Raw genomic sequence first — 18,376 nt, 5'->3', positions numbered from 1 at the left:
GCACGCCAACGATCGGCATGCCCGGCTGGTAGGGGGTAAAGATGGCGGGGCTAAGCGAAGAGGACATTGCGTTCATCAAGACCTACGTGGAGAAAACCTTTCACGTCGCGGCGCAGCATGCCGACCTTTACGGCCAACGGTCCAACCGTCCTTATTATCCCCTCAACGACGGCTGGGGGCTGACGTACCTCAGCACGGGGCAGCCGTTCTTCGTCAACACCGAGGATCGCAACATCACGCCCTGGATCCTGATGGGCGGTCATTGGGAAACCAATGTCGACCGGGTCCTGTGCGCCTATGCGCAGCCGGGGATGCATGTCCTCGATATCGGGGCGAACATGGGATACTATGCGGTGAAGCTCGGGGCGAAGATCGGGGCCGGCGGCACCCTGATCGCCTTCGAACCCAATCCCGAAGTCTATGATGTCTGTGTCGAGAACCTGAAGATCAACGGGCTGACGGGGTTCGCCAAAGTCCTGCCGCTCGCGCTCGGCGATACGCAGGGCACGGCCACGCTGACGCGCTCGCGAAGCAATATGGCATCCGCCAATCTGATCGGCGATCAGGATGCCGGTGTCTCGTTCCCCGTCGAGGTCGAAACGCTCGACGCCTATCTGGGGAACGCCGCGCCTGTCGATCTGATCAAGCTCGATGCCGAGGGGTACGAATCGTTCATCCTCAAGGGCGCGGCGCGGACCCTGGCGCGATCGCCCGCTTGCGCGATCATGATCGAGCTGGGACTGGATCGCTGGGAGCGGCACAGCACGCTTGACGCGCTCGTCCCTTTATGTGGCGGCAACGGGCGCGAACTCTATGCGGTGCAGGACGATGGCACGCTGGAGCACTTCACCGGCGACTTGCGGGCGTTCCTGCAAACCAAGCCGTTCAGCGAGAACTACTTCCTCGTCGCCAGGCCAGCGGAGGTCGAACGCCACGTCGGCGAATTGCTGTGCTGAAGTTCCTCGCGGGCGATCAATCCGGATCGGTCTCCCGCGAAAGGCTCGTGTTTGTCTGAAATTGGTGACCGAGCCTTAGATCACGGCCTCGCTTTGCAAGCTGCATTCGCCGCCGGTCCCGGTTTCGATCTGCAAGGTCGGATGGCCGATCCCGAAATCGTGGTGCAGGTCGTGAGCCAGGGTGTGCAGAAACGCATCGCCGGGATAGCCGCTTTCGACCACCAGATGCGCGGTCAGCGCGGTCTCGGTGGTGCTCATCGGCCAGACGTGCAGATCGTGGACCGCGCAGACGCCCTCGCGGCTTTCCAGGAACTGTCGCACGTCGGCCAGGTCGATCTGATCGGGCACTCCGAGCATTCCCATCCGCAGCGCATCGCGCAGCAAGCCCCAGCTTGACCAGGCGATCACCGCGGTAATGACCAGTGAAGTGATCGGATCGATGATCGCGGCGCCGGTCCACAGGATGACGAGGCCGGCGATCACCACTCCTGCGGAAACCGCCGCGTCCGCCATCAGATGAAGGAAAGCGGCGCGCAAGTTGAGGTCGGTCTTGCTCCCGCGGGCAAAGAGCAGCGCGGACAGCGCGTTGATCGCGATCCCGATCGTGGCGACCACGATCATCGTCCATCCCGCGATCGGGGCGGGATCGGCGAAACGTCGGATCGTCTCGACCAGGATCGCGCCGATCGCCGCCCACAGCAGAGCGGCATTGGCGATCGCCGCGAGGATCGAGGAGCTCTTGAACCCGTACGTATAGCGCGGCGAGGGAGGGCGCGCCGCCAGAATGCTCGCGGCCCATGCCAGCACCAGCGACAGCACATCCGAGAGATTGTGCCCCGCATCCGCCAGCAGCGCCATCGATCCACTGGCGAGCCCGGCGACGGTCTCGGCAACGACGAACACGAGGTTGAGGCCCACTGCGATCGCAAAAGCGCGATTTCCGGCGACTTCCGGCCCCGGGGAATGATGATGATGATGATCGTGCACCGCAGCCATGCCCCGACATTGCAGCTATCGATGCGCCCATCAAGAAATGTGACCACGTTACCATGCCTCGCGCGACTGGCGATGACCTCACCTAGTCATCGAAGTGTCACGAATGGTGCGGCGCACAAGGCTCGTTTGAGCGTGTCCGAAGTGTTGCAGAATTGTCGCTGCTAGCAAGAAAAAACGGGCAAGCGAAAGATTGGAGTTTGTAATATAAGGATTTTTTTTAGTCTCGCGAAACGCTTCGGCAAAAGTTCGATGGAAGATCTCGCATTGTCCGACTGTTGTCATAAAGGACTGGTGTTAGCAGGCGCGACATTCCACTGATTCCGGAACGTTGCAGCAGGTCCGAGGGTGCGGACCATGGGTGTGGCTACCATACAGGGGCTTATAAAATGAGGTACCTTTCGCTTTTGGCAGCCGGCGTCGCCGGCGTTTCGATTTCCGTCGCATTGCCGGCCGTCGCGGTCGCGCAGCAGATCACGACCGCAATCGAAGGTGTCGTCACCGACGAGGGCGGATCGCCCGTGAGCGGCGCGACGGTCACCGTCACCGATACGCGCACCGGCGCCACGCGCACGGTCACGACCGGTTCGACCGGCAGCTTTCTGGCGACCAATCTGGTCACCGGTGGCCCTTACGAGGTCTCGGCCTCGGCTCCGGGGTTCGAGGGGCAGTCGGCCCCCGACATCTTTACCTCGCTTCAGGGTAACACGAACCTCACCTTCACCTTGACGTCGGGCGAGGGCGCGATCGTCGTCACCGCCAGCCGCGTGCGGGCGGCAACGATGGCGGTCGGCCCCGGCACGAGCTTCAATGAGCTCGTTCTCGAGACCACGCCCTCATTCAATCGCGACGTGCGGGACGTCATTCGTCTCGATCCGCGCGTCAGCCTCGATCGCGACGATGGTGGCTCGGGCCAGGATCGTATTTCCTGCCTCGGCGGCAATGACCGTGGCAACGCCTTCACCGTCGACGGCATCGGTCAGGGCGACCTCTACGGTCTCAACGACACCGGGTTTTCCTCGCGCAGCTCCACCCCGATCCCTTACGACGCGATCCGCGAGACGCAGGTGCAGTTCGCACCGTTCGACGTCGACTATGGCCAGTTTACCGGCTGCGCGATCAACGTCGTCACGAAGTCGGGTTCGAACGAATACCACTTTGGCGGCTTCTACGAATATTCCGACAATGGCCTGCGCGGCGATTCGGTAGACGGTTTCAATGTCGCTCCGGTGCAGAAGCAGGAGCGCTGGGGCGCCTATCTCGGCGGTCCCATCATCAAGGACCGGCTGTTCATTTTCGGTGCTTACGAGCATCAGGAATCCGCCGATTCGCAGGATGAAGGCCCTGTCGGCGGCGGATACCCCACCGAGATCACCGGCGTCACGGTCGATCAGTTCAATGCGATCTCCGACGTTCTCAGCTCGGTCTACGGCGTCGAGACGGGGCCGCTGTTGACGAGCCGGCCGTTCAAGAACGACCGCTACTTCGTGCGCGGCGACTTGCAGATCACCGACGACCATCGCCTCGAGGTGACCTACCAGCGGCTCGAGGAATCGAGCGTGCGCTCCGACGATCAGGCTTCCACCGGATCGTTCGCGGGTACCGTGGTCGGTGGCAACACCTATTACCTCTCGGGCACCGAGTCGAATTACTACTCGGCGCGACTCTATTCGCAGTGGAGCGACACCTTCTCGACCGAGCTTCGCTATTCGCGTTCGGAAGTGCAGGACCTTCAGGATCCGATTGGCGGCGGTGAAGCGCAGTCGGGCAATCCCATTCCGCGCATCATCGTCGGTGTCGACAACGGCAGCGGTGCTCCCGGCGCGGTCGAAGCCGGCCCGGGGTTCTCGCGCTCGGCCAACGATCTGCAGTCCACGATCGACCAGTATCGTTTCGCGGGCACGCTTGAAGCGGGCAATCACCGACTGAAGATCGGTGCCGAAGTGAACCACGCAAGCCTGTTCAACCTGTTCGTCCAGAACGCGACCGGCACGCTCGTCTTCCGCAACATTGACGATCTGCGCGAAGGCATCCTTTCGCCGGGAACCGGCAACAACGAAACCTTCAATACCCCGGGTAACGTCGTTTCAGGTAGCGTCGAGGGCGCATTCGGTAACTTCTCGGCAACCGGCGACGTCAATGCGGCTGCCGCCTCGTTCACTCGCGACATCTATTCCGCCTTCATCCAGGACGAGTGGCAGGCAACGCCGCAGTTCGCCCTTACGGCGGGGGTCCGGGTCGACTGGTACGACGGTGGCCATCCGACGGTGAACCCCAATTTCGTGTCCCGCTATGGCTTTGCCAACACCTCGAGCTTCAGCAACCTGCCCGCGATCGTGATGCCGCGCGTTGCCTTCACGTACGACATGGATGACTTCTCGTTCCTCTCGCGCTCGCAGCTTCGTGGCGGCGTCGGGATCTTCTCGGGCGGCGACCCCGTCGTGTGGTTCGGCAACGCCTTCCAGAACGACGGTCGCGGTTTCGCGCAAGGCACCACGCAGGATGCGGCTTGCGGCACCGAACCCATCGATGTGGTGGTCGGCGGCACCTTCACCGGCCTCCCGACGTGCTTCCAGGCATCCGGTTCGGCTGCGGCCGCGGCCGGCCGCGGCGACACCCAGTCGATCAGTCCGGACCTTAAAATGCCCACCGTCGTGCGTGCGAACCTCGGTTTCGCTACGGACCTCGGCCCGGCCGGCAACGGCCTCTTGAGCGGCTGGCACATGAACCTGGACTTCATCTACAGCCGTTACCGCAACCCGCTGACGATCGTTGATCTTTCGCAGATCCCGGATCCCAGCCGCGGCATTTCGGGCTTCGCCATCGATGGCCGCCCGATCTACCGCGCGATCGATCCGACCGCGGCAGGTTGCGACGCATCGCTTGTGAACCTCGACCCCGGACCGGTCTTCGAGAACGTCACCGCCGCTTGTTTCGCGACGAGCCGCGACGACGAATTGCAGCTGACCAATCAGAAGGGCTACGACAGCAAGATCGCTTCCTTCATCCTATCGAAGAACGTGGAAGGCGGTATCTTCACGCAAGGCGGTTCGAGCTACTTCAGCTTCGGCTATGCCTATACCGATGCAGAAGATCGCCGGAACATGTACAACTCGACCGCCGGTTCGAATTATGACCGGACTGCGGCCTTCGACCGGCAGAACCCTGCCGCCTCGCGCAGCTTCTTCAGCTCGAAGCACAACTTCACGCTGTCGGCCTCGTTCGCGGAAGAGTTCGTGTCCGACCTGCAGACTCGCCTTGGCTTCACGTTCATTGCGCGATCGGGCCGTCCGTATAGTCTGACGTTCTCGGGTAGCGGCGTGTTCAACGACTCCTCGTCCGGCAACGACAACGCGCTCGTCTATCTGCCGACCGGCATCGACGATCCGAATGTCTCCCCGACTTCGAACGCCGAAGCGGTGGCGGGGCTCGCGGCCTATGCCAACAGCCTGAACTGCGCCAAGAAATATGTCGGCCAGTCGATCGAGCGCAACACTTGCTCGGGTAGCTGGTACTACGACATGGATCTTTCGTTCTCGCAGGAACTGCCCGGTCCGGGAACGTTCTTCGGGCGCGACGACAAGATCAAGCTCTACGCGACGATGGATAACTTCCTGAACTTCCTCGACAGCGGCTGGAACGTCCAGCGCCGCCGGGACTTCTCGGGTCTCCAGAACGTTGCTTCGACAACGGGTGTCGATTCAGCGGGTCGCTACATCATCACCGGCTTCCGCGGCGCCGACGCGATCGCGGCTGACAATCAGATCAACTTCAGCTCGTCCGTCTGGCGTCTGAAGTTGGGCGTCAGCTACGATTTCTGATCGGTCCCGCCGATCGCCATGAGATGAGGGGGAGGGGGCGCGAGCCTCCTCCCCTTTTTCGTGTCCTCGAAGGTCTATTCGTAAACGCAGGCATCCAGCCCGTCGCGGCGCACCACGCCGACGCGCGCGGCGATGGTGTTGCCGTAGCGGCGGGTGAAGCCCTTGGGGTTCTTGACCGAGCGCTTTTTCGGGCTGGGGAGGGCCGCAGCCATACGCGCGGCCTCGTTGCGCGTGAGGCTGGCGGACGACTTGCCGAAGTAGCGCATGGCCCCTGCCTCGACGCCGTACGTGCCGATCCCGGTCTCGGCGACGTTCAGATAGACTTCCATGATCCGCCGCTTGTCCCACAAAGTCTCGATGAGGAAGGTGAACCAGACTTCCAGCCCCTTGCGCACGTAGCGGCTCCAGCCTTCGCCTTGCCACAGGAACACGTTCTTGGCGGTCTGCTGGCTGATCGTGGAGCCGCCGCGCAGGCGGCCCCCTTCGGCATTGCGCTCCATCGCGTTGCGGATCGCTTCCTCATCGAAGCCCGAATGCGTGCAGAACTTGCCGTCTTCGCCCGCGATCACGGCGTCGACCATGTTGCGATCGATCCGGGACAGCGCGGTCCAGTCCTTGGTGATGCCGTTGCCGTCGGTGACCATCGTCACCGTCACGGGCGGCGGCACGAAGCGGTAGACGAGCGTCACGGCGACGCTGATCACGATGAAATAGATCACCAGCTTTGCGACAAATCGCACCATTCGTGATCCTGCTCCTCGTTTCCTAGATCGCGGCTTGGGTTTGGTTGCCATGATCGCAAGCTAGCGCCTCGACGCTGCGAGCGCCATCGCTGCACGAGACCGGCTCGGCGGAAAACCTCCGCGCGCGCTCATTCCTTAAGGCGGAGCGGCACCCTAAATGTTGGGCATCGCACCGTCGGGTGCCTGGCGAACGGGACGTTCTCATGAAAACCAGTGGCAATACCATCCTTATCACCGGGGCGAGCGCGGGCATCGGACAGCAGCTGGCCTGGCGCTGGAGCGAGGCCGGCAATACCGTCATCGCGACCGCCCGCTCGCAAAAGGGTCTCGAGGAGACCGCGAAAGGCCGGGATCGCATCCATCCGCGCGTTCTCGACGTGACCGATCCCGAAGCGGTCGCCGATTTCGCGCGGGGCGTCGTCGCCGAATTCCCGGCGCTGAACGTGCTCGTCAACAACGCCGGGATCATGCGGCTGGAAGACGCGGCCGCGGCGCGCGATCTTGCCGATGACGAGGACATGATCACCACCAACATCCTGGGCCCGTTGCGCATGACCAACGCGCTGGTCGATCATCTGCGCACCGCGCCCGATGCCGCGATCGTCAACGTCACCTCGGGGCTCGCCTATGTACCGTCGGTCAGAGGCGCGGTCTATTCGGCGACCAAAGCGGCGGCGCGGTCCTGGACCGACTCCTTGCGCTTTGCCCTGAAGGATGCGGTCGAAGTGATCGAACTGGCACCTCCGGGCGTGCAGACCGGTCTGACCCCGGGCCAATCGACTCGCGAAGGCTATATGCCGCTCGACGAGTACATCGACGAAGTGATGGGCCTGTTTGCGCAGGTTCCCACGCCGCCGGTCATCGCCGTGCAGCGGGTCGTCCCTTTGCGCGCCACGATCGACCAGGAAAAGTACGACGCCGTATTCGCCGCGCTCAACGCGGGCTGACACCCGCGCATCTCGCGCAAATACTAGAACGGGCCGCCTTTTGGGCGACCCGTTCCAAGACTTCGGTATGACGGTAAGCGTCAGGCCATGGCAGGCATGAGCTTCTTGTCGGTCGCGATCCGGTTCATCGCCTTCTGAAGCTTTTCGAACGCGCGCACTTCGATCTGGCGCACGCGCTCGCGGCTGACGTGATAGACCTGGCTGAGCTCTTCGAGCGTCTTGGGGTCTTCGGTCAGGCGGCGTTCGGTGAGAATGTCACGCTCGCGATCGTTGAGCGAGTCCATCGCCTCGATCAGCATGTCGTGACGCACGGTCTTCTCTTCGGCGTTGGCGACGATCTCGTCCTGCAGCGGATTGTCATCCTGCAGGATGTCCATCCACTGGCCTTCGCCTTCCTCGCGCAGCGAGACGTTGAGCGAGGCATCGCCGCCCATCATCATCCGGCGGTTCATGTTGACGACTTCGACCTCGGACACGCCCAGCGTCGTCGCGATCTTGGCGACATCGTCGGGGTGCAGATCGGTGTCCTCGTAGGCGTCGAGATTCTTCTTCATGCGGCGCAAATTGAAGAACAGCTTCTTCTGGGCCGCGGTCGTGCCCATCTTCACCAGGCTCCACGAACGCAGGATGTATTCCTGGATCGAAGCCTTGATCCACCACATCGCGTACGTCGCGAGACGGAAGCCGCGTTCGGCATCGAACTTCTTCACGCCTTGCATGAGACCGATATTGCCTTCCGAGATGAGCTCGGAGACGGGCAGGCCATAACCGCGATAGCCCATCGCGATCTTGGCGACGAGTCGCAGGTGGCTGGTGACCAGCTGGGCCGCAGCCTCGGGGTCCTCATGCTCCTCGTAGCGCTTCGCGAGCATGTATTCCTGCTCGGGCGTCAGCACCGGGAACTTCTTGATTTCGGTAAGATAGCGGTTGAGGCTTTGCTCCCCGCCGAGGGCGGGCACCGCGGGCAGCTTGCGTTGCGTATCGCTCACGTTTCCTGATCCTTTCTACGTCGGCCGACGATCGAAGGCCCTGGTAGGCACCTTAGCTTGCGGCCACACGAACACTATAGCACATAAATCCGATTTCAGTGTCGCAATTCGTCAATCAGAGCGGTCATGTCGGGCGGAATGGGGCTGACGAACCGGACTGTTTCCCTACTAACGGGATGGACGAAGGAGAGTTCCGCCGCATGCAAAGCTTGTCGGCGAAACCCGAGTCGTTTGACGACCGGCTGAAGCTGGGAAGATTTGCGCCCATAGACAGGATCCCCTATTAGCGCATGGCCAATTGACGACATGTGAACGCGCACCTGATGGGTTCTCCCGGTCTCCAGGCGGCACTCGATGAGGCTGGCTCCGGACAGGAGTTCGAGGGTCCGATAGTGCGTGACGGCATGCTTGCCGCGCCCGTCCTCCACCAGCGCCATCTTCTTGCGGTCATGGTTCGATCGCCCGATCGCGCCGCGCACCGTGCCGCTGGCCGGAACCGGGCGCCCGTTCACCACCGCGCGGTAGGCGCGCCCGATCGAATGGTCGGCGAATTGCCGCGCGAGGCCTTCGTGGGCGGCGTCCGTTTTCGCGACCACGAGGAGCCCCGAGGTATCCTTGTCGATGCGATGGACGATGCCCGGCCGCGCGACGCCGCCGATGCCCGAAAGCTGCCCCCGGCAATGGTGCAGCAGCGCGTTGACCAGGGTGCCGTCGGGATTGCCCGCGGCAGGGTGGACGACGAGGCCCGCCGGCTTGTCGATCACCACGAGATGATCGTCCTCGAAAACGATATCGAGCGGGATCGCCTGTGCCTCCGCTTCCAGCGGGACCGCCTCGGGAACGACGACGGCGTAAGACACGCCATCCTCCGGCTTGGCCGAGGGTTGCCGCACGACCGCGTCCGAGAGCGAAACGCGGCCTTCCGCAATCAGCGCCTTCACCCGCTCGCGCGAAAGCCCCGTCGCTTCGGCGAGCGCCTTGTCGAGGCGCTGCCCGTTCGCAATGAGCGTTCCTGTCATGACTTGTTCGCGCGGCGCGTTCATGGCTAGGCTTTCCACCATGCCCGATGACGGTTCAAGTGGGGTGCCGATAACGATTGCGGCGGGTCTGTACGACAAACTGCTCGCCGAGGCGCGGCACGCGCATCCCGCCGAATGCTGCGGGCTGCTGCTGGGGACGGGCGACGCGATCGCGTCCATCCTACCGGCGGCCAACGTCGCGGCCGATCCGTTGCGGCATTTCGAAATCGATCCGGCCACGCTGCTGGGTGCGCATCGGGCGGCGCGGGCGGACGGGCCGGCAGTGATCGGTTACTATCACTCGCATCCGCAAGGTCCGGCACGGCCCTCTGCGACCGATCGCGAACATTCCACCGGTGATTTGCGGATTTGGGCAATCGTTGCTGCCGGACAGGTTGCATTCTGGCGCGATACGGTAAAAGGATTCGAAAGTGTCGCTTGTCGCGAGGCGGATGGATGATCACATCGCATGTCGGGCAGGGGAGAGGACTGGTGCCAGAGCACCAGGCAGACCTAGCCGAAGGGCAAGATGACGAACGGAACCGTTGACACGATGAACACCACGAGCTCGCTCGAACTCGCCAGCCTTTTGTGCTCGCGGTTGTGCCATGACATGCTCAGCCCGGTCGGCGCCTTGTCGAACGGGCTCGAACTGCTGGCCGACGAGAAGGACCCGGACATGCGCCGGCGCTGCTTCGAACTGCTCGAGCAAAGCGCGCGCGTCTCGGCGGACAAGCTCAAGTTCTTTCGCCTTGCCTTCGGCGCCGCGGGTGGCTTCGGCGATCTCGTGCCGGTGACCGAAGCGCGGTTGCTGGTCGATGCCCTTGTGGCCGATAACGAGCGGCTGACGATCAACTGGGCGCTGGGTAGCAGTTCGTTGCCCAAGCCGGCGATCAAGACGCTGCTGAACTTCGCCCTGATCGGGATCGACGCCTTGCCGCGCGGCGGTACGCTGGATCTGGCCGCCGAACAGCGCGACCACGCCAGCGAGATCGTGGTGCGCGCCTCTGGCCCGAAGATCGCGTTCGACGCGGACATCGGGCGGGCGATTTCGGGCAAGCTCGATCGCGCGGATCTTTCGAGCCGCACCGCGCCGGCGGCGATGCTCCACGAACTGGCCACCGTGCTCGAGGGGGAGCTGCAATTCGCGCTTGCCGACGATGCCCTGGTGCTCGGCGCCGTGCTTCCGGACGCCTGAGTCGGGCGAGGCGGCGCGGTGATCAATCGCTGGCTGGTCAACCGGGTCGTTTCCTCTCCGAATTGCGATGATCGCACAGCGCCCATCACCATGGTGGTGCTGCACTACACCGGGATGAAGAGCGCCGATGAAGCGCTCGCGCGGCTGTGCGATCCCGAAGCCAAGGTCTCCGCGCATTACCTGATCGACGAAGAGGGCTCGGTCACCAGCCTCGTTCCCGAGGAAAAGCGCGCCTGGCACGCGGGCAAGTCCTACTGGCGGGGGATCACCGACGTGAATTCCGCCAGCATCGGCATCGAACTCGCCAATCCGGGGCACGAATGGGGCTACCGTCCTTTCCCGGAGCCGCAAATGGACGCGCTGCTGCCGCTGCTCGGCGACATCATGGACCGGCACGACATTCCGCGCGCCAACGTCGTCGGCCATTCGGACGTGGCGCCCGCGCGCAAGCAGGATCCGGGCGAATATTTCGACTGGCATCGCCTCGCCCAGATCGGGCTCGCGCTCGAAGCCCCGCCGGCCAAGATGAACCTGTTCTACGACAATCCCGGCGGTTTCTATCTCGCGCTCGAACGCTTCGGCTACGACATTTCCGACGGCCACGCCGCGGTGCGCGCGTTCCAGCGCCGCTTCCGGCCGATGGTCATCGACGGCGAGATCGACGGCGAGATCGGCGGCATCCTGTTCGAGCTGCTGCTGCAACGCGACATCGGTCGCGCGCGCTGAGCTTTCCTTCGCGGGCAATCCGTGTCAGAGGCGCTCGCGCCGGGGAGCCGGGCAGCCGCGCCACACCGCAAGGTGTGTCGAGGAAAGTCCGGGCTCCACGAAACGAGGGTGGCGGGTAACGCCCGCCGGGCGAGCGAGGGCGCAAGCTGTCGCGAAGCTCAGGGAAAGTGCCACAGAGAGCAGACCGCCGATGGGGTCTTCGAACTTCAGGCAAGGGTGAAAGGGTGCGGCAAGAGCGCACCGCGCTCCCGGTAACGGGTAGCGGCATGGCAAACCCCACCCGGAGCAAGACCGAATAGGGTCCGCGCGCCAAGGATCGCAAGGTTCGGGGCAGGCCTGTTTCGGGCCGAGGCGGACCGGGTTGGTCGCTGGAGCGGTCGCAGCAATGCGCCGCGTAAGAGGAATGGCTGCCCCGGCGGGGCCGGTCGCGCAAGCGATACCGCTCGCCGGACAGAACCCGGCTTACAGGCTCCCCGGCACCTTTATGCGCTTTCGACAGGGCGGAAGCTATAGGCGCGAGCGGCTGGCCTCGATGAGAGCATGCAAGCGGTTGTCTGCTTTCGGGGGACGGGAGGAACCCGCGTAATGACGAGTTTGCCATGGGGAGCGGAAGATCAGCGCTCGTCAGTTTCGAATGCTGTCGGGGCTCGAACATGATCTACTGCGCTTTGTTCACACGCGCCTATGGCTTGGTAATTTGAGCGAGCAACCGTAAATGATAGCCCGCCATTTGGTCCGCCTCTTACCACTTCTGCATCGTGGTTATCTTGGCCATCATCTTCCCAAAAGCAAACGGGACAAATTTCAAAACTGCCGCGCTCGTTGAGTGTGCGGTTGTAACAGCACGGACACTGATGGAGAGCGGAAATGTCAGTGCGTTTGGGCATCATTGTGGCTGGCGTTCGAATCCGTCGCAGGCTGAGCCTTGGCAGCTAACCGAGCGAGCAGCGCCAAGCATTGGCACACGAACACCTTGCTCGTCGAAAGAATTCAAAAGGCACGCCTCAATCCGTTCAACACGCTTGGTCCTGTTCCAAGTTCTACCATTGGGATCATCGACTTCTTCGTGAGGAAGAGACGCAACTTTGAAGGAAAGATGACGTTCGTCGGTTTGCGGTGCATCGAAAGCGAAAACTTCGTCTAGATGCCATTCAGCAACTCCGCACTTTTTGGCAGCTAATTCAACTTGCTCAATTGTCCCTAACGGCCGATCATCGATCAATTCTGCCGCCTGCGAACACGCACCAATGAACGCTAAAAAACAAGGCGCGGCCGACCACCTCAACACTCCCACGAATTTCTCGAACAGGTAGGGCGTGCACAGACTTGTAGGCTAAGATTTCTGCGTAACGTCCGCAACGTCTTCGTGTCCGCAATGGCGGCTTGTGGGATGAATACGCGATAAGCCGCCATGGCTGCTAACATGGGCCGCGCGGCACGCTCCCGATGCCCGAGATGTCGTGGGAAGCTGCCGATCACATCAGGAGCATCCGTAGCGGCCACGCATAGGGATATGCGACTTGCTCAAGTACTGGCGTCGTCCATCGCCGGACGTTTGCGGGTCAGACGCAGTCCGTCGCGCATGTTGAGGCTGAGCAGGGCGATGTTCACCGCGCCCGCAATCAGCTCAATCGTTTGCACGATGTAAAACCAAGCATCGAAAGTCTCCGCCTGAGCCTTGAACGACAGATAAAGAGCTGACGGTATCAGAACCAGAATACCATTCCCTGCAATGATTGGCATGCGCTTGCGCTTCACGGCGACCAACGGGTTGCGCCATCCCCTGCCCAATTGAAGACCGGAGCCGCCCGCCGCCATCAACGATGGGATCAGGATCAGGAAGCCCCACGGGATCATGGTCTTGACGGTGACGACCAGCGCTTCACTGCCAAGCAGTTCTGACGACACCGTGGATAACCAGAAGAAACCGATTGTGAGCAAAGCAATTGCGCCTGCGATGGGGTGGATCATTTTCGCCATGGAAACCTTCCGCGTTTTCCGAAAACATAGTCAGCTATGTAAACTTGTATAGCTTGCTATGCAAGTGCTATCAGCGCGCTATGAAATTTTCCAAAGACCTATCAGCCGGATACCTCGTAAATCACACGGCGCGGCTGTTCGAGAGAGGGCTGGCTGCGCGCATCCGGCCGCTTGGGCTTACCCCGGGCACATTCCCGGCACTGCTGGAACTGTGGGAAGGAGACGGACTGACGCAAAAGGAGCTGGTCGAACGTCTCGACATTGAACAGGCCACCATGGCCAACACCTTGGCACGCATGGAACGCGATGGGCTTGTTCGGCGTCAAAAGGACGAGGCAGATGGCCGGGTGCAGCGGATTTGGTTGACCGACCATGCAAGAGGGCTGCGCGATGCGGCAATTGAGGCGGCCAAGTCTATCAATTCCGAAACAATGGCCGGCCTGTCAGCGCAGGAACAGCGGCAGCTTGTCGCACTGATGCAAAAGATCGTTTATCGCGACAAGACGCCTGCGGCGCCAACCTCATCTGAATGACAGGCAGCGATGTCGTCGCTTCCGGAATGGCGGCTTGTGGGGTGAATACGCGATAAGCCGCCATGGCTGCTAACATGGGCCGCGCGGCACGCTACCAATGACCGAAAAGTCGTGGTTAGCGGACATCAGCCCCGATTTTTTTCCCGTCTATCAAGACGACAAGCAAACGGGTAATCTTGGGCGGGGACTTTTCGGCGATCCTTATCCTTCCCTACAATGCGTTCGTTGCCATTGCTACGATGGGTGTAGCGCTGATTTGTCGACGTCAAGCGCCTCGCTTGATCTGGCCGTTCCTGTTCTCATTTTTCACGGCTGCGCCTGTGTTTATTAGGATACCAAGAGCAGGCGAAGTTGGGTACTGGATCGCCCTCGCCCTAGGTTTGTCGCTTTGGGCTGCATATGGGACTCTCATTGGTGCAGGCGTTGTGAAGCTGACGAGAGCGACCATTCGCGCATTCCAAGGCTATTGACCGCAATCTCGTCGTGTCTGGTAAGTCCGCTCTCAGGCGTAAGAAGCGATTAGCTGGCATGCCGGCCATCGGGAGCACCGACACGAGCCGCAAACGGAAGGCAGATCGTGGGAGGTGGTCCGTAAGTCAATCAGATTGACGAGAATGCCAAGTCGAAAAATTTGAATTGCGCGGTAGAACAAAACGCCTTTCCGCGTGCGCTAGGAAGAGGTTCGAAGTCGGTATCGAAACTCATGTCGTCGAGTACCAGTGTCGCTTTGCCAGCATCGGCTAGGGACAGGCTGAACTGAATATCGGATTCCGCCGCTACCTGTGCCACCGTTTTCCGATTGGAAGTCTCGTTATTTTGAGTGCTTAGTATAACGTCAAATTGCCTTGCGCGAGGTGAATCAGCAATTATTTGGAAAGTAACACTTCGTTTCCCATCGGGGCTTACTATTCGCGCCCCAGCTAGAGGCAGGTAGTTACCAGGGCGCAGTTCAATTGCCCGCACTAATCCCCTGATAGTCGGAACACCAATCAGGTCCTGTGATATGGAAGAGTAATGATCAGCGGGCACGTCGCAGTCAAACTCCATCCCCGACGATGATGGCACCGAAGAGGCGGACGCCGAAAATGTCAGCAAAGCAATGATCAATGAAGCCTTGCATAAACCACGAATCATCCATTCCTCCGTGCGATTTCTCTTAGCTATGCTGATTAGCTCAAGTCCGTAAAGTCGTCGTGTCCGAGGAAGTGCCGCTGCTGGCCTCGATCAGCGCAAAACTGCCGTAGCGCCCTGACCTCTAACCCTCGGGAAACCCAAAGGACCGCGTAGCAATCGAGCCGTCGTCCTGGGTGGCGGCTTCCAGGAACCAGCGTTGGTCGCCTTCCAGGGCGAGCGCGGTCAGGCGGCCGGTGGCGAAGGCGCCGGTGTCGATGCCGATGCGGCTGTTGCGGAAATCCGGGGCGTCGGTGATCGTGTGGCCGTGCACGACGATGTGATCGAGCGGCGCATCGTGGCTGAGGAACGGCTCGCGCATCCAGTGCAGGTCGGTCAGCAACTGCTGCTCGATGCCGATGCCGAGGCGAATGCCCGCATGGACGAAGGCGTAGTCGCCGATCACGATCCGGTGTTCGAAGTCGGCGATGAACTCCCGATCGGCCTGCGGTACGGCAGCGCGCATCATCGCGTGTGCTTCGACCAGGTCGGCGCCGGCGAACGCCCGCGCGTCGATCGGATAGGATAGCACCGTCTCGCGGCCGCCATAACGCATGAAATAGGCGAACACTTCGAGCTCATCGAAGCTTTGCAGAAACATTTCCTCGTGGTTGCCCATCAGCACCCGCACGCGGCGCTCCTTCGACCACTGGCGCACGAATTCCAGCATCGTCGCACTGCTCGGGCCCCGATCAATCAGGTCGCCGAGGAAGATCACGGTCGTGTCCGCGGGGCCGCGCTGCGCATCGTCGCTTTCGATGGCGCGGGCGAGTTCGAGCGCGTGATCGAGACAGCCGTGAACGTCGCCGATCGCGTAGACACGCTGTCCTTCGGGGATGGAGCCCACCCGTGTCCGGCTGCGCGCGGCGCCGGTAGCCGCAGCGCCTTTCCTGAAGAGATCGAGAATTTTCATAAGCCTACGTCCACGAACGATTTGGGTTCGTGTGGCTCTTTCGCAACCGTTACCTGATCGAAAGCCGCTCTATTCAGTAGGCCGTGGCAAAAAATCAACACCAAGTGCGCCTATCGGCTACGCAAGGTTTTTGATCTTGTGCAACGCAACAGAAACATGCAGCAACATTACTCCATCGACCGGACGCCCAGAACAAAGAGGTGACGGCGATGGCGCAGGTGGGACGAAGCAGACACAACAGTGAGGGAACTGAGCATGCTTACGTCCATCCGCGGCCTCGTGGCCGCTTCTCTTTTCGCAGGTGCGGCGATCGCCGCGACGCCGGCACTGGCGCAGGATGATTCGGGGATCACGATCTCCGGCAACGCCGCGCTGGTGACTGAATACCGCTTCCGCGGCGTGGACTTGTCGGGTGGCGACATCGCCATTCAAGGCGGCATCGACCTCAGCCATTCGAGCGGTTTCTACATCGGCACCTGGGGCTCCTCGCTCGATGAGGACACCGTGGGCTACGGCCACACCGAACTCGACATCTACGGTGGTTGGACCGGCGAAGTGACCAGCGGCGTTACCGCCGACGTCGGCTTGATCGCCTATCTCTACCCGAACGCGGGGCCGGGCGATTTCGATTACTTCGAGGCTTACGGCTCTGTCGGCTTCACGTTCGGTCCGGCCGAAACCACGCTCGGCGTCGCTTATGCGTTCGAGCAGGATTCGCTTGGCGGTGACGACAACCTCTATCTCTACGCCGATGTCGGCATCGGTATCCCGAACACGCCGGTCTCGGTGTCCGGCCACATCGGCTACACCGACGGCTTCCTGACCTACACCAACGACGGCAATGCCTTCGACTGGTCGATCGGCGCCCAATTCGCCGTGAACGACAATCTCTCGGTCGGCGTGTCCTACATCGATGCCGAGGGCGATTACGCGCCGGGCGACTACGATTTCACTGATGGTGCGGTCGTCGGCACGCTTTCGGTCAGCTTCTGATCTTAATCAGATTTGCTACACGGAAAGGCCTGTCCGGTTCGCGCCGGGCAGGCCTTTGTCGTTCTTCATATGCCCGGAGCCGTTCGGACGTGCGGCCCGACGCGGTCAGGGTTTCACTGCAAGTAGAAGTCGACCGTCGTGACGACGCGGACCTTCTTGTAAGGCGATCCGGCCACGCCCCACTCGCCGCTGCTGTCCCCGTCGCGCGCATCGATCGAGAAGTAGCCTTGGGTCGCGCTCTTGATCGCGCCGACGCTGGTGCCGCTGTCCTTGGCGAATTGTTCGGCTGCGGCGCGCGCGTCCTTGGTCGCATCCGCGACCATTCCCGGCTTGATGTCGTTGAGCTTGGTGAAGGTATAAGCCATGCCCGAGCCGTCTTCGAGCATCACCCCGCGCCGCACCAGTTCGAACTGGCGCTTCACCGCATCCTGCGCGCGCTTGATGTCGTTGCTGCGCAAGCTCATGCGCTGGCGCACGGTGTAAGTGGTGACGCCGTCGTTGGTGAATTGCGAGACGTTGACGCCGGTCGGCTGCAGCGCTTCGGACGGAAACCCGAGATCGGCGAAGAACGCGCGGATCTCGCGCGTGTCGCGGTCGACGCCGGCTTGCGCGCCGGCCAGGTCGCCCGCGCTGGCGGAATACGTGATCGTCCAGGTCGCAAGATCCGCAGTCACGTCGCGCTCGGCGAGGCCGCGCACGGTGACGGACCGGTTCGCCTGCTGCGCGCGGAGCAGGCCGTCGCCGAGCAGATATCCGCCGATCACCAGGCCCACTGCGAGCAGCGCGGAACTGCCGAGCCACAGAAGGGTTGAAGGCCTCGAAAAGAAGCCAGTGGCACGCACGGGCTCGTCTGGGTTAACATCGGACATGGACGGCTCTCCCTCGCTCTTGATGCTATGGAAGGTGCAGACTATCGCCTTTCTGAGCGATGAACCGTTCTTTGCTAGCGACGAATTGAAGGATATACCGTGACGAAATTTCTCCACACCATGATCCGCGTCACCGATCCCGATGCGACCGTGGCGTTCTTTCGCTTGCTGGGCATCGAGGAAGTGCGCCGTTTCGACAACGAGAAGGGCCGCTTCACGCTGATCTTTCTCGCCGCTCCCGGACAGGAAGGGGTCGCGGAAGTCGAACTGACGCACAACTGGGATCCGGAAGATTACAGCGGGGGGCGCAACTTCGGCCACCTCGCATACCGGGTCGACGATATCTACGCGACGTGCCGCCGCCTGATGGATGCGGGCGTGACGATCAACCGCCCGCCGCGCGATGGGCACATGGCCTTCGTGCGCACGCCCGACGGGATCTCGGTGGAACTGCTGCAGGACGGGACGCTGCCTGCCGAGGAACCCTGGGCGAGCATGCCCAATGTCGGCAGCTGGTAAGCCTCGG

Annotated in this window: 19 protein-coding genes and 1 other RNA gene; 10 read left to right on the top strand and 10 right to left on the bottom strand. The window is 61.9% G+C overall.

Annotated features, from left to right (window positions below; genetic code table 11):
• Positions 1–41 precede the first annotated feature (41 nt).
• Positions 42–956 (top strand): FkbM family methyltransferase, encoded by a 915-nt coding sequence (locus tag GQO94_RS04280; protein ID WP_156839927.1) that lies wholly within the window; start codon positions 42–44, stop codon positions 954–956.
• A 75-nt stretch (positions 957–1,031) separates the two neighbouring features.
• On the opposite strand, the gene GQO94_RS04275 is transcribed toward GQO94_RS04280, so the two are convergent.
• Complete coding sequence (locus GQO94_RS04275; RefSeq protein WP_156839926.1) at positions 1,032–1,952, bottom strand: cation diffusion facilitator family transporter; 921 nt, start codon at positions 1,950–1,952, stop codon at positions 1,032–1,034.
• Positions 1,953–2,338: 386 nt separating this feature from the next.
• Here GQO94_RS04275 and GQO94_RS04270 point away from each other — a divergent pair, with 386 nt between their 5' ends.
• Entirely contained in the window at positions 2,339–5,770 is a 3,432-nt protein-coding gene (locus GQO94_RS04270; RefSeq protein ID WP_156839925.1) for a TonB-dependent receptor, read from the top strand.
• 74 nt (positions 5,771–5,844) lie between these two features.
• Here the strand turns inward: GQO94_RS04270 and mtgA are convergent, their stop codons facing one another.
• A complete protein-coding gene (mtgA, locus tag GQO94_RS04265; RefSeq protein WP_156839924.1) occupies positions 5,845–6,513 on the bottom strand; it encodes a monofunctional biosynthetic peptidoglycan transglycosylase in 669 nt (222 codons plus the stop codon).
• A 203-nt stretch (positions 6,514–6,716) separates the two neighbouring features.
• Between mtgA and GQO94_RS04260 the strand changes: the two genes are divergently transcribed.
• Entirely contained in the window at positions 6,717–7,460 is a 744-nt protein-coding gene (locus tag GQO94_RS04260; protein ID WP_156839923.1) for an SDR family oxidoreductase, read from the top strand.
• 80 nt (positions 7,461–7,540) lie between these two features.
• Here GQO94_RS04260 and rpoH read toward each other — a convergent pair whose 3' ends face one another.
• Positions 7,541–8,449, bottom strand: a complete 909-nt coding sequence (gene rpoH / locus GQO94_RS04255; protein ID WP_156839922.1) for an RNA polymerase sigma factor RpoH — start codon at positions 8,447–8,449, stop codon at positions 7,541–7,543.
• A gap of 95 nt (positions 8,450–8,544) precedes the next feature.
• Positions 8,545–9,468, bottom strand: coding sequence for an RluA family pseudouridine synthase (locus GQO94_RS04250; protein WP_408636585.1), 924 nt, complete (start codon positions 9,466–9,468; stop codon positions 8,545–8,547).
• Here GQO94_RS04250 and GQO94_RS04245 point away from each other — a divergent pair.
• From GQO94_RS04245 to rnpB, 4 genes are all read left to right on the top strand, one after another.
• Positions 9,467–9,928 carry a M67 family metallopeptidase gene (locus GQO94_RS04245; protein ID WP_232332768.1) on the top strand — a complete coding sequence of 154 codons (462 nt, stop codon included), beginning with the start codon at positions 9,467–9,469 and terminating at the stop codon, positions 9,926–9,928. The two genes, GQO94_RS04250 and GQO94_RS04245, sit on opposite strands and share 2 nt — an antisense overlap.
• A 69-nt stretch (positions 9,929–9,997) precedes the next feature.
• Complete coding sequence (locus tag GQO94_RS04240; RefSeq protein ID WP_232332767.1) at positions 9,998–10,666, top strand: histidine phosphotransferase family protein; 669 nt, start codon at positions 9,998–10,000, stop codon at positions 10,664–10,666.
• A gap of 21 nt (positions 10,667–10,687) precedes the next feature.
• Entirely contained in the window at positions 10,688–11,392 is a 705-nt protein-coding gene (locus tag GQO94_RS04235; protein ID WP_156840175.1) for an N-acetylmuramoyl-L-alanine amidase, read from the top strand.
• A 39-nt stretch (positions 11,393–11,431) separates the two neighbouring features.
• An RNA gene (rnpB, locus tag GQO94_RS04230) (RNase P RNA component class A) lies at positions 11,432–11,873 on the top strand.
• 133 nt (positions 11,874–12,006) lie between these two features.
• On the opposite strand, the gene GQO94_RS21355 is transcribed toward rnpB, so the two are convergent.
• The 3 genes from GQO94_RS21355 to GQO94_RS04215 form a co-directional block, all read right to left on the bottom strand.
• Positions 12,007–12,279 carry a CPCC family cysteine-rich protein gene (locus GQO94_RS21355; protein WP_408636588.1) on the bottom strand — a complete coding sequence of 91 codons (273 nt, stop codon included), beginning with the start codon at positions 12,277–12,279 and terminating at the stop codon, positions 12,007–12,009.
• The gene (locus tag GQO94_RS04220; RefSeq protein ID WP_156839919.1) at positions 12,279–12,614 is read right to left on the bottom strand and encodes a hypothetical protein; all 336 of its coding nucleotides are present in this window, start codon (positions 12,612–12,614) and stop codon (positions 12,279–12,281) included. Before GQO94_RS04220 ends, GQO94_RS21355 begins: the two co-directional genes overlap by 1 nt.
• Before the next feature lie 302 nt (positions 12,615–12,916).
• Positions 12,917–13,372 (bottom strand): hypothetical protein, encoded by a 456-nt coding sequence (locus GQO94_RS04215; protein WP_156839918.1) that lies wholly within the window; start codon positions 13,370–13,372, stop codon positions 12,917–12,919.
• An 80-nt stretch (positions 13,373–13,452) separates the two neighbouring features.
• On the opposite strand from GQO94_RS04215, the gene GQO94_RS04210 reads away from it, so the two are divergent.
• Entirely contained in the window at positions 13,453–13,905 is a 453-nt protein-coding gene (locus GQO94_RS04210; RefSeq protein WP_156839917.1) for a MarR family winged helix-turn-helix transcriptional regulator, read from the top strand.
• 600 nt (positions 13,906–14,505) lie between these two features.
• Here the strand turns inward: GQO94_RS04210 and GQO94_RS04205 are convergent.
• Positions 14,506–15,039, bottom strand: coding sequence for a hypothetical protein (locus GQO94_RS04205; protein WP_156839916.1), 534 nt, complete (start codon positions 15,037–15,039; stop codon positions 14,506–14,508).
• Between the two features lie 121 nt (positions 15,040–15,160).
• Positions 15,161–15,988, bottom strand: coding sequence for a metallophosphoesterase (locus GQO94_RS04200; protein ID WP_156839915.1), 828 nt, complete (start codon positions 15,986–15,988; stop codon positions 15,161–15,163).
• 255 nt (positions 15,989–16,243) lie between these two features.
• Between GQO94_RS04200 and GQO94_RS04195 the strand changes: the two genes are divergently transcribed.
• Positions 16,244–16,981 carry a TorF family putative porin gene (locus tag GQO94_RS04195; RefSeq protein WP_156839914.1) on the top strand — a complete coding sequence of 246 codons (738 nt, stop codon included), beginning with the start codon at positions 16,244–16,246 and terminating at the stop codon, positions 16,979–16,981.
• Positions 16,982–17,094: 113 nt separating this feature from the next.
• Here the strand turns inward: GQO94_RS04195 and GQO94_RS04190 are convergent, their stop codons facing one another.
• A complete protein-coding gene (locus GQO94_RS04190; RefSeq protein WP_156839913.1) occupies positions 17,095–17,850 on the bottom strand; it encodes an SIMPL domain-containing protein in 756 nt (251 codons plus the stop codon).
• Positions 17,851–17,949: 99 nt separating this feature from the next.
• Here GQO94_RS04190 and GQO94_RS04185 point away from each other — a divergent pair, with 99 nt between their 5' ends.
• Entirely contained in the window at positions 17,950–18,369 is a 420-nt protein-coding gene (locus GQO94_RS04185; RefSeq protein ID WP_156839912.1) for a VOC family protein, read from the top strand.
• The last annotated feature ends 7 nt before the right edge of the window (positions 18,370–18,376 follow it).

Origin of the sequence: Novosphingobium aquimarinum, assembly GCF_009746585.1 — a bacterium.
In the GTDB taxonomy this organism is placed as follows: domain Bacteria; phylum Pseudomonadota; class Alphaproteobacteria; order Sphingomonadales; family Sphingomonadaceae; genus Novosphingobium; species Novosphingobium aquimarinum.
Note: the sequence above shows the minus strand (reverse complement) of the source record. Positions and strands in the feature narration are given on the sequence as shown.

What these genes read in the sequence shown, in the direction of transcription:
- GQO94_RS04280 (WP_156839927.1), top strand. Translation starts at nt 42, where the DNA reads ATGGCGGGGCTAAGCGAAGAGGACATTGCGTTCATCAAGACCTACGTG.
- GQO94_RS04275 (WP_156839926.1), bottom strand. Translation starts at nt 1,952, where the DNA reads ATGGCTGCGGTGCACGATCATCATCATCATCATTCCCCGGGGCCGGAA.
- GQO94_RS04270 (WP_156839925.1), top strand. Translation starts at nt 2,339, where the DNA reads ATGAGGTACCTTTCGCTTTTGGCAGCCGGCGTCGCCGGCGTTTCGATT.
- mtgA (WP_156839924.1), bottom strand. Translation starts at nt 6,513, where the DNA reads ATGGTGCGATTTGTCGCAAAGCTGGTGATCTATTTCATCGTGATCAGC.
- GQO94_RS04260 (WP_156839923.1), top strand. Translation starts at nt 6,717, where the DNA reads ATGAAAACCAGTGGCAATACCATCCTTATCACCGGGGCGAGCGCGGGC.
- GQO94_RS04245 (WP_232332768.1), top strand. Translation starts at nt 9,467, where the DNA reads ATGACTTGTTCGCGCGGCGCGTTCATGGCTAGGCTTTCCACCATGCCC.
- GQO94_RS04250 (WP_408636585.1), bottom strand. Translation starts at nt 9,468, where the DNA reads ATGACAGGAACGCTCATTGCGAACGGGCAGCGCCTCGACAAGGCGCTC.
- GQO94_RS04240 (WP_232332767.1), top strand. Translation starts at nt 9,998, where the DNA reads ATGACGAACGGAACCGTTGACACGATGAACACCACGAGCTCGCTCGAA.
- GQO94_RS21355 (WP_408636588.1), bottom strand. Translation starts at nt 12,279, where the DNA reads ATGCCCAAACGCACTGACATTTCCGCTCTCCATCAGTGTCCGTGCTGT.
- GQO94_RS04215 (WP_156839918.1), bottom strand. Translation starts at nt 13,372, where the DNA reads ATGGCGAAAATGATCCACCCCATCGCAGGCGCAATTGCTTTGCTCACA.
- GQO94_RS04210 (WP_156839917.1), top strand. Translation starts at nt 13,453, where the DNA reads ATGAAATTTTCCAAAGACCTATCAGCCGGATACCTCGTAAATCACACG.
- GQO94_RS04205 (WP_156839916.1), bottom strand. Translation starts at nt 15,039, where the DNA reads ATGATTCGTGGTTTATGCAAGGCTTCATTGATCATTGCTTTGCTGACA.
- GQO94_RS04200 (WP_156839915.1), bottom strand. Translation starts at nt 15,988, where the DNA reads ATGAAAATTCTCGATCTCTTCAGGAAAGGCGCTGCGGCTACCGGCGCC.
- GQO94_RS04195 (WP_156839914.1), top strand. Translation starts at nt 16,244, where the DNA reads ATGCTTACGTCCATCCGCGGCCTCGTGGCCGCTTCTCTTTTCGCAGGT.
- GQO94_RS04190 (WP_156839913.1), bottom strand. Translation starts at nt 17,850, where the DNA reads ATGTCCGATGTTAACCCAGACGAGCCCGTGCGTGCCACTGGCTTCTTT.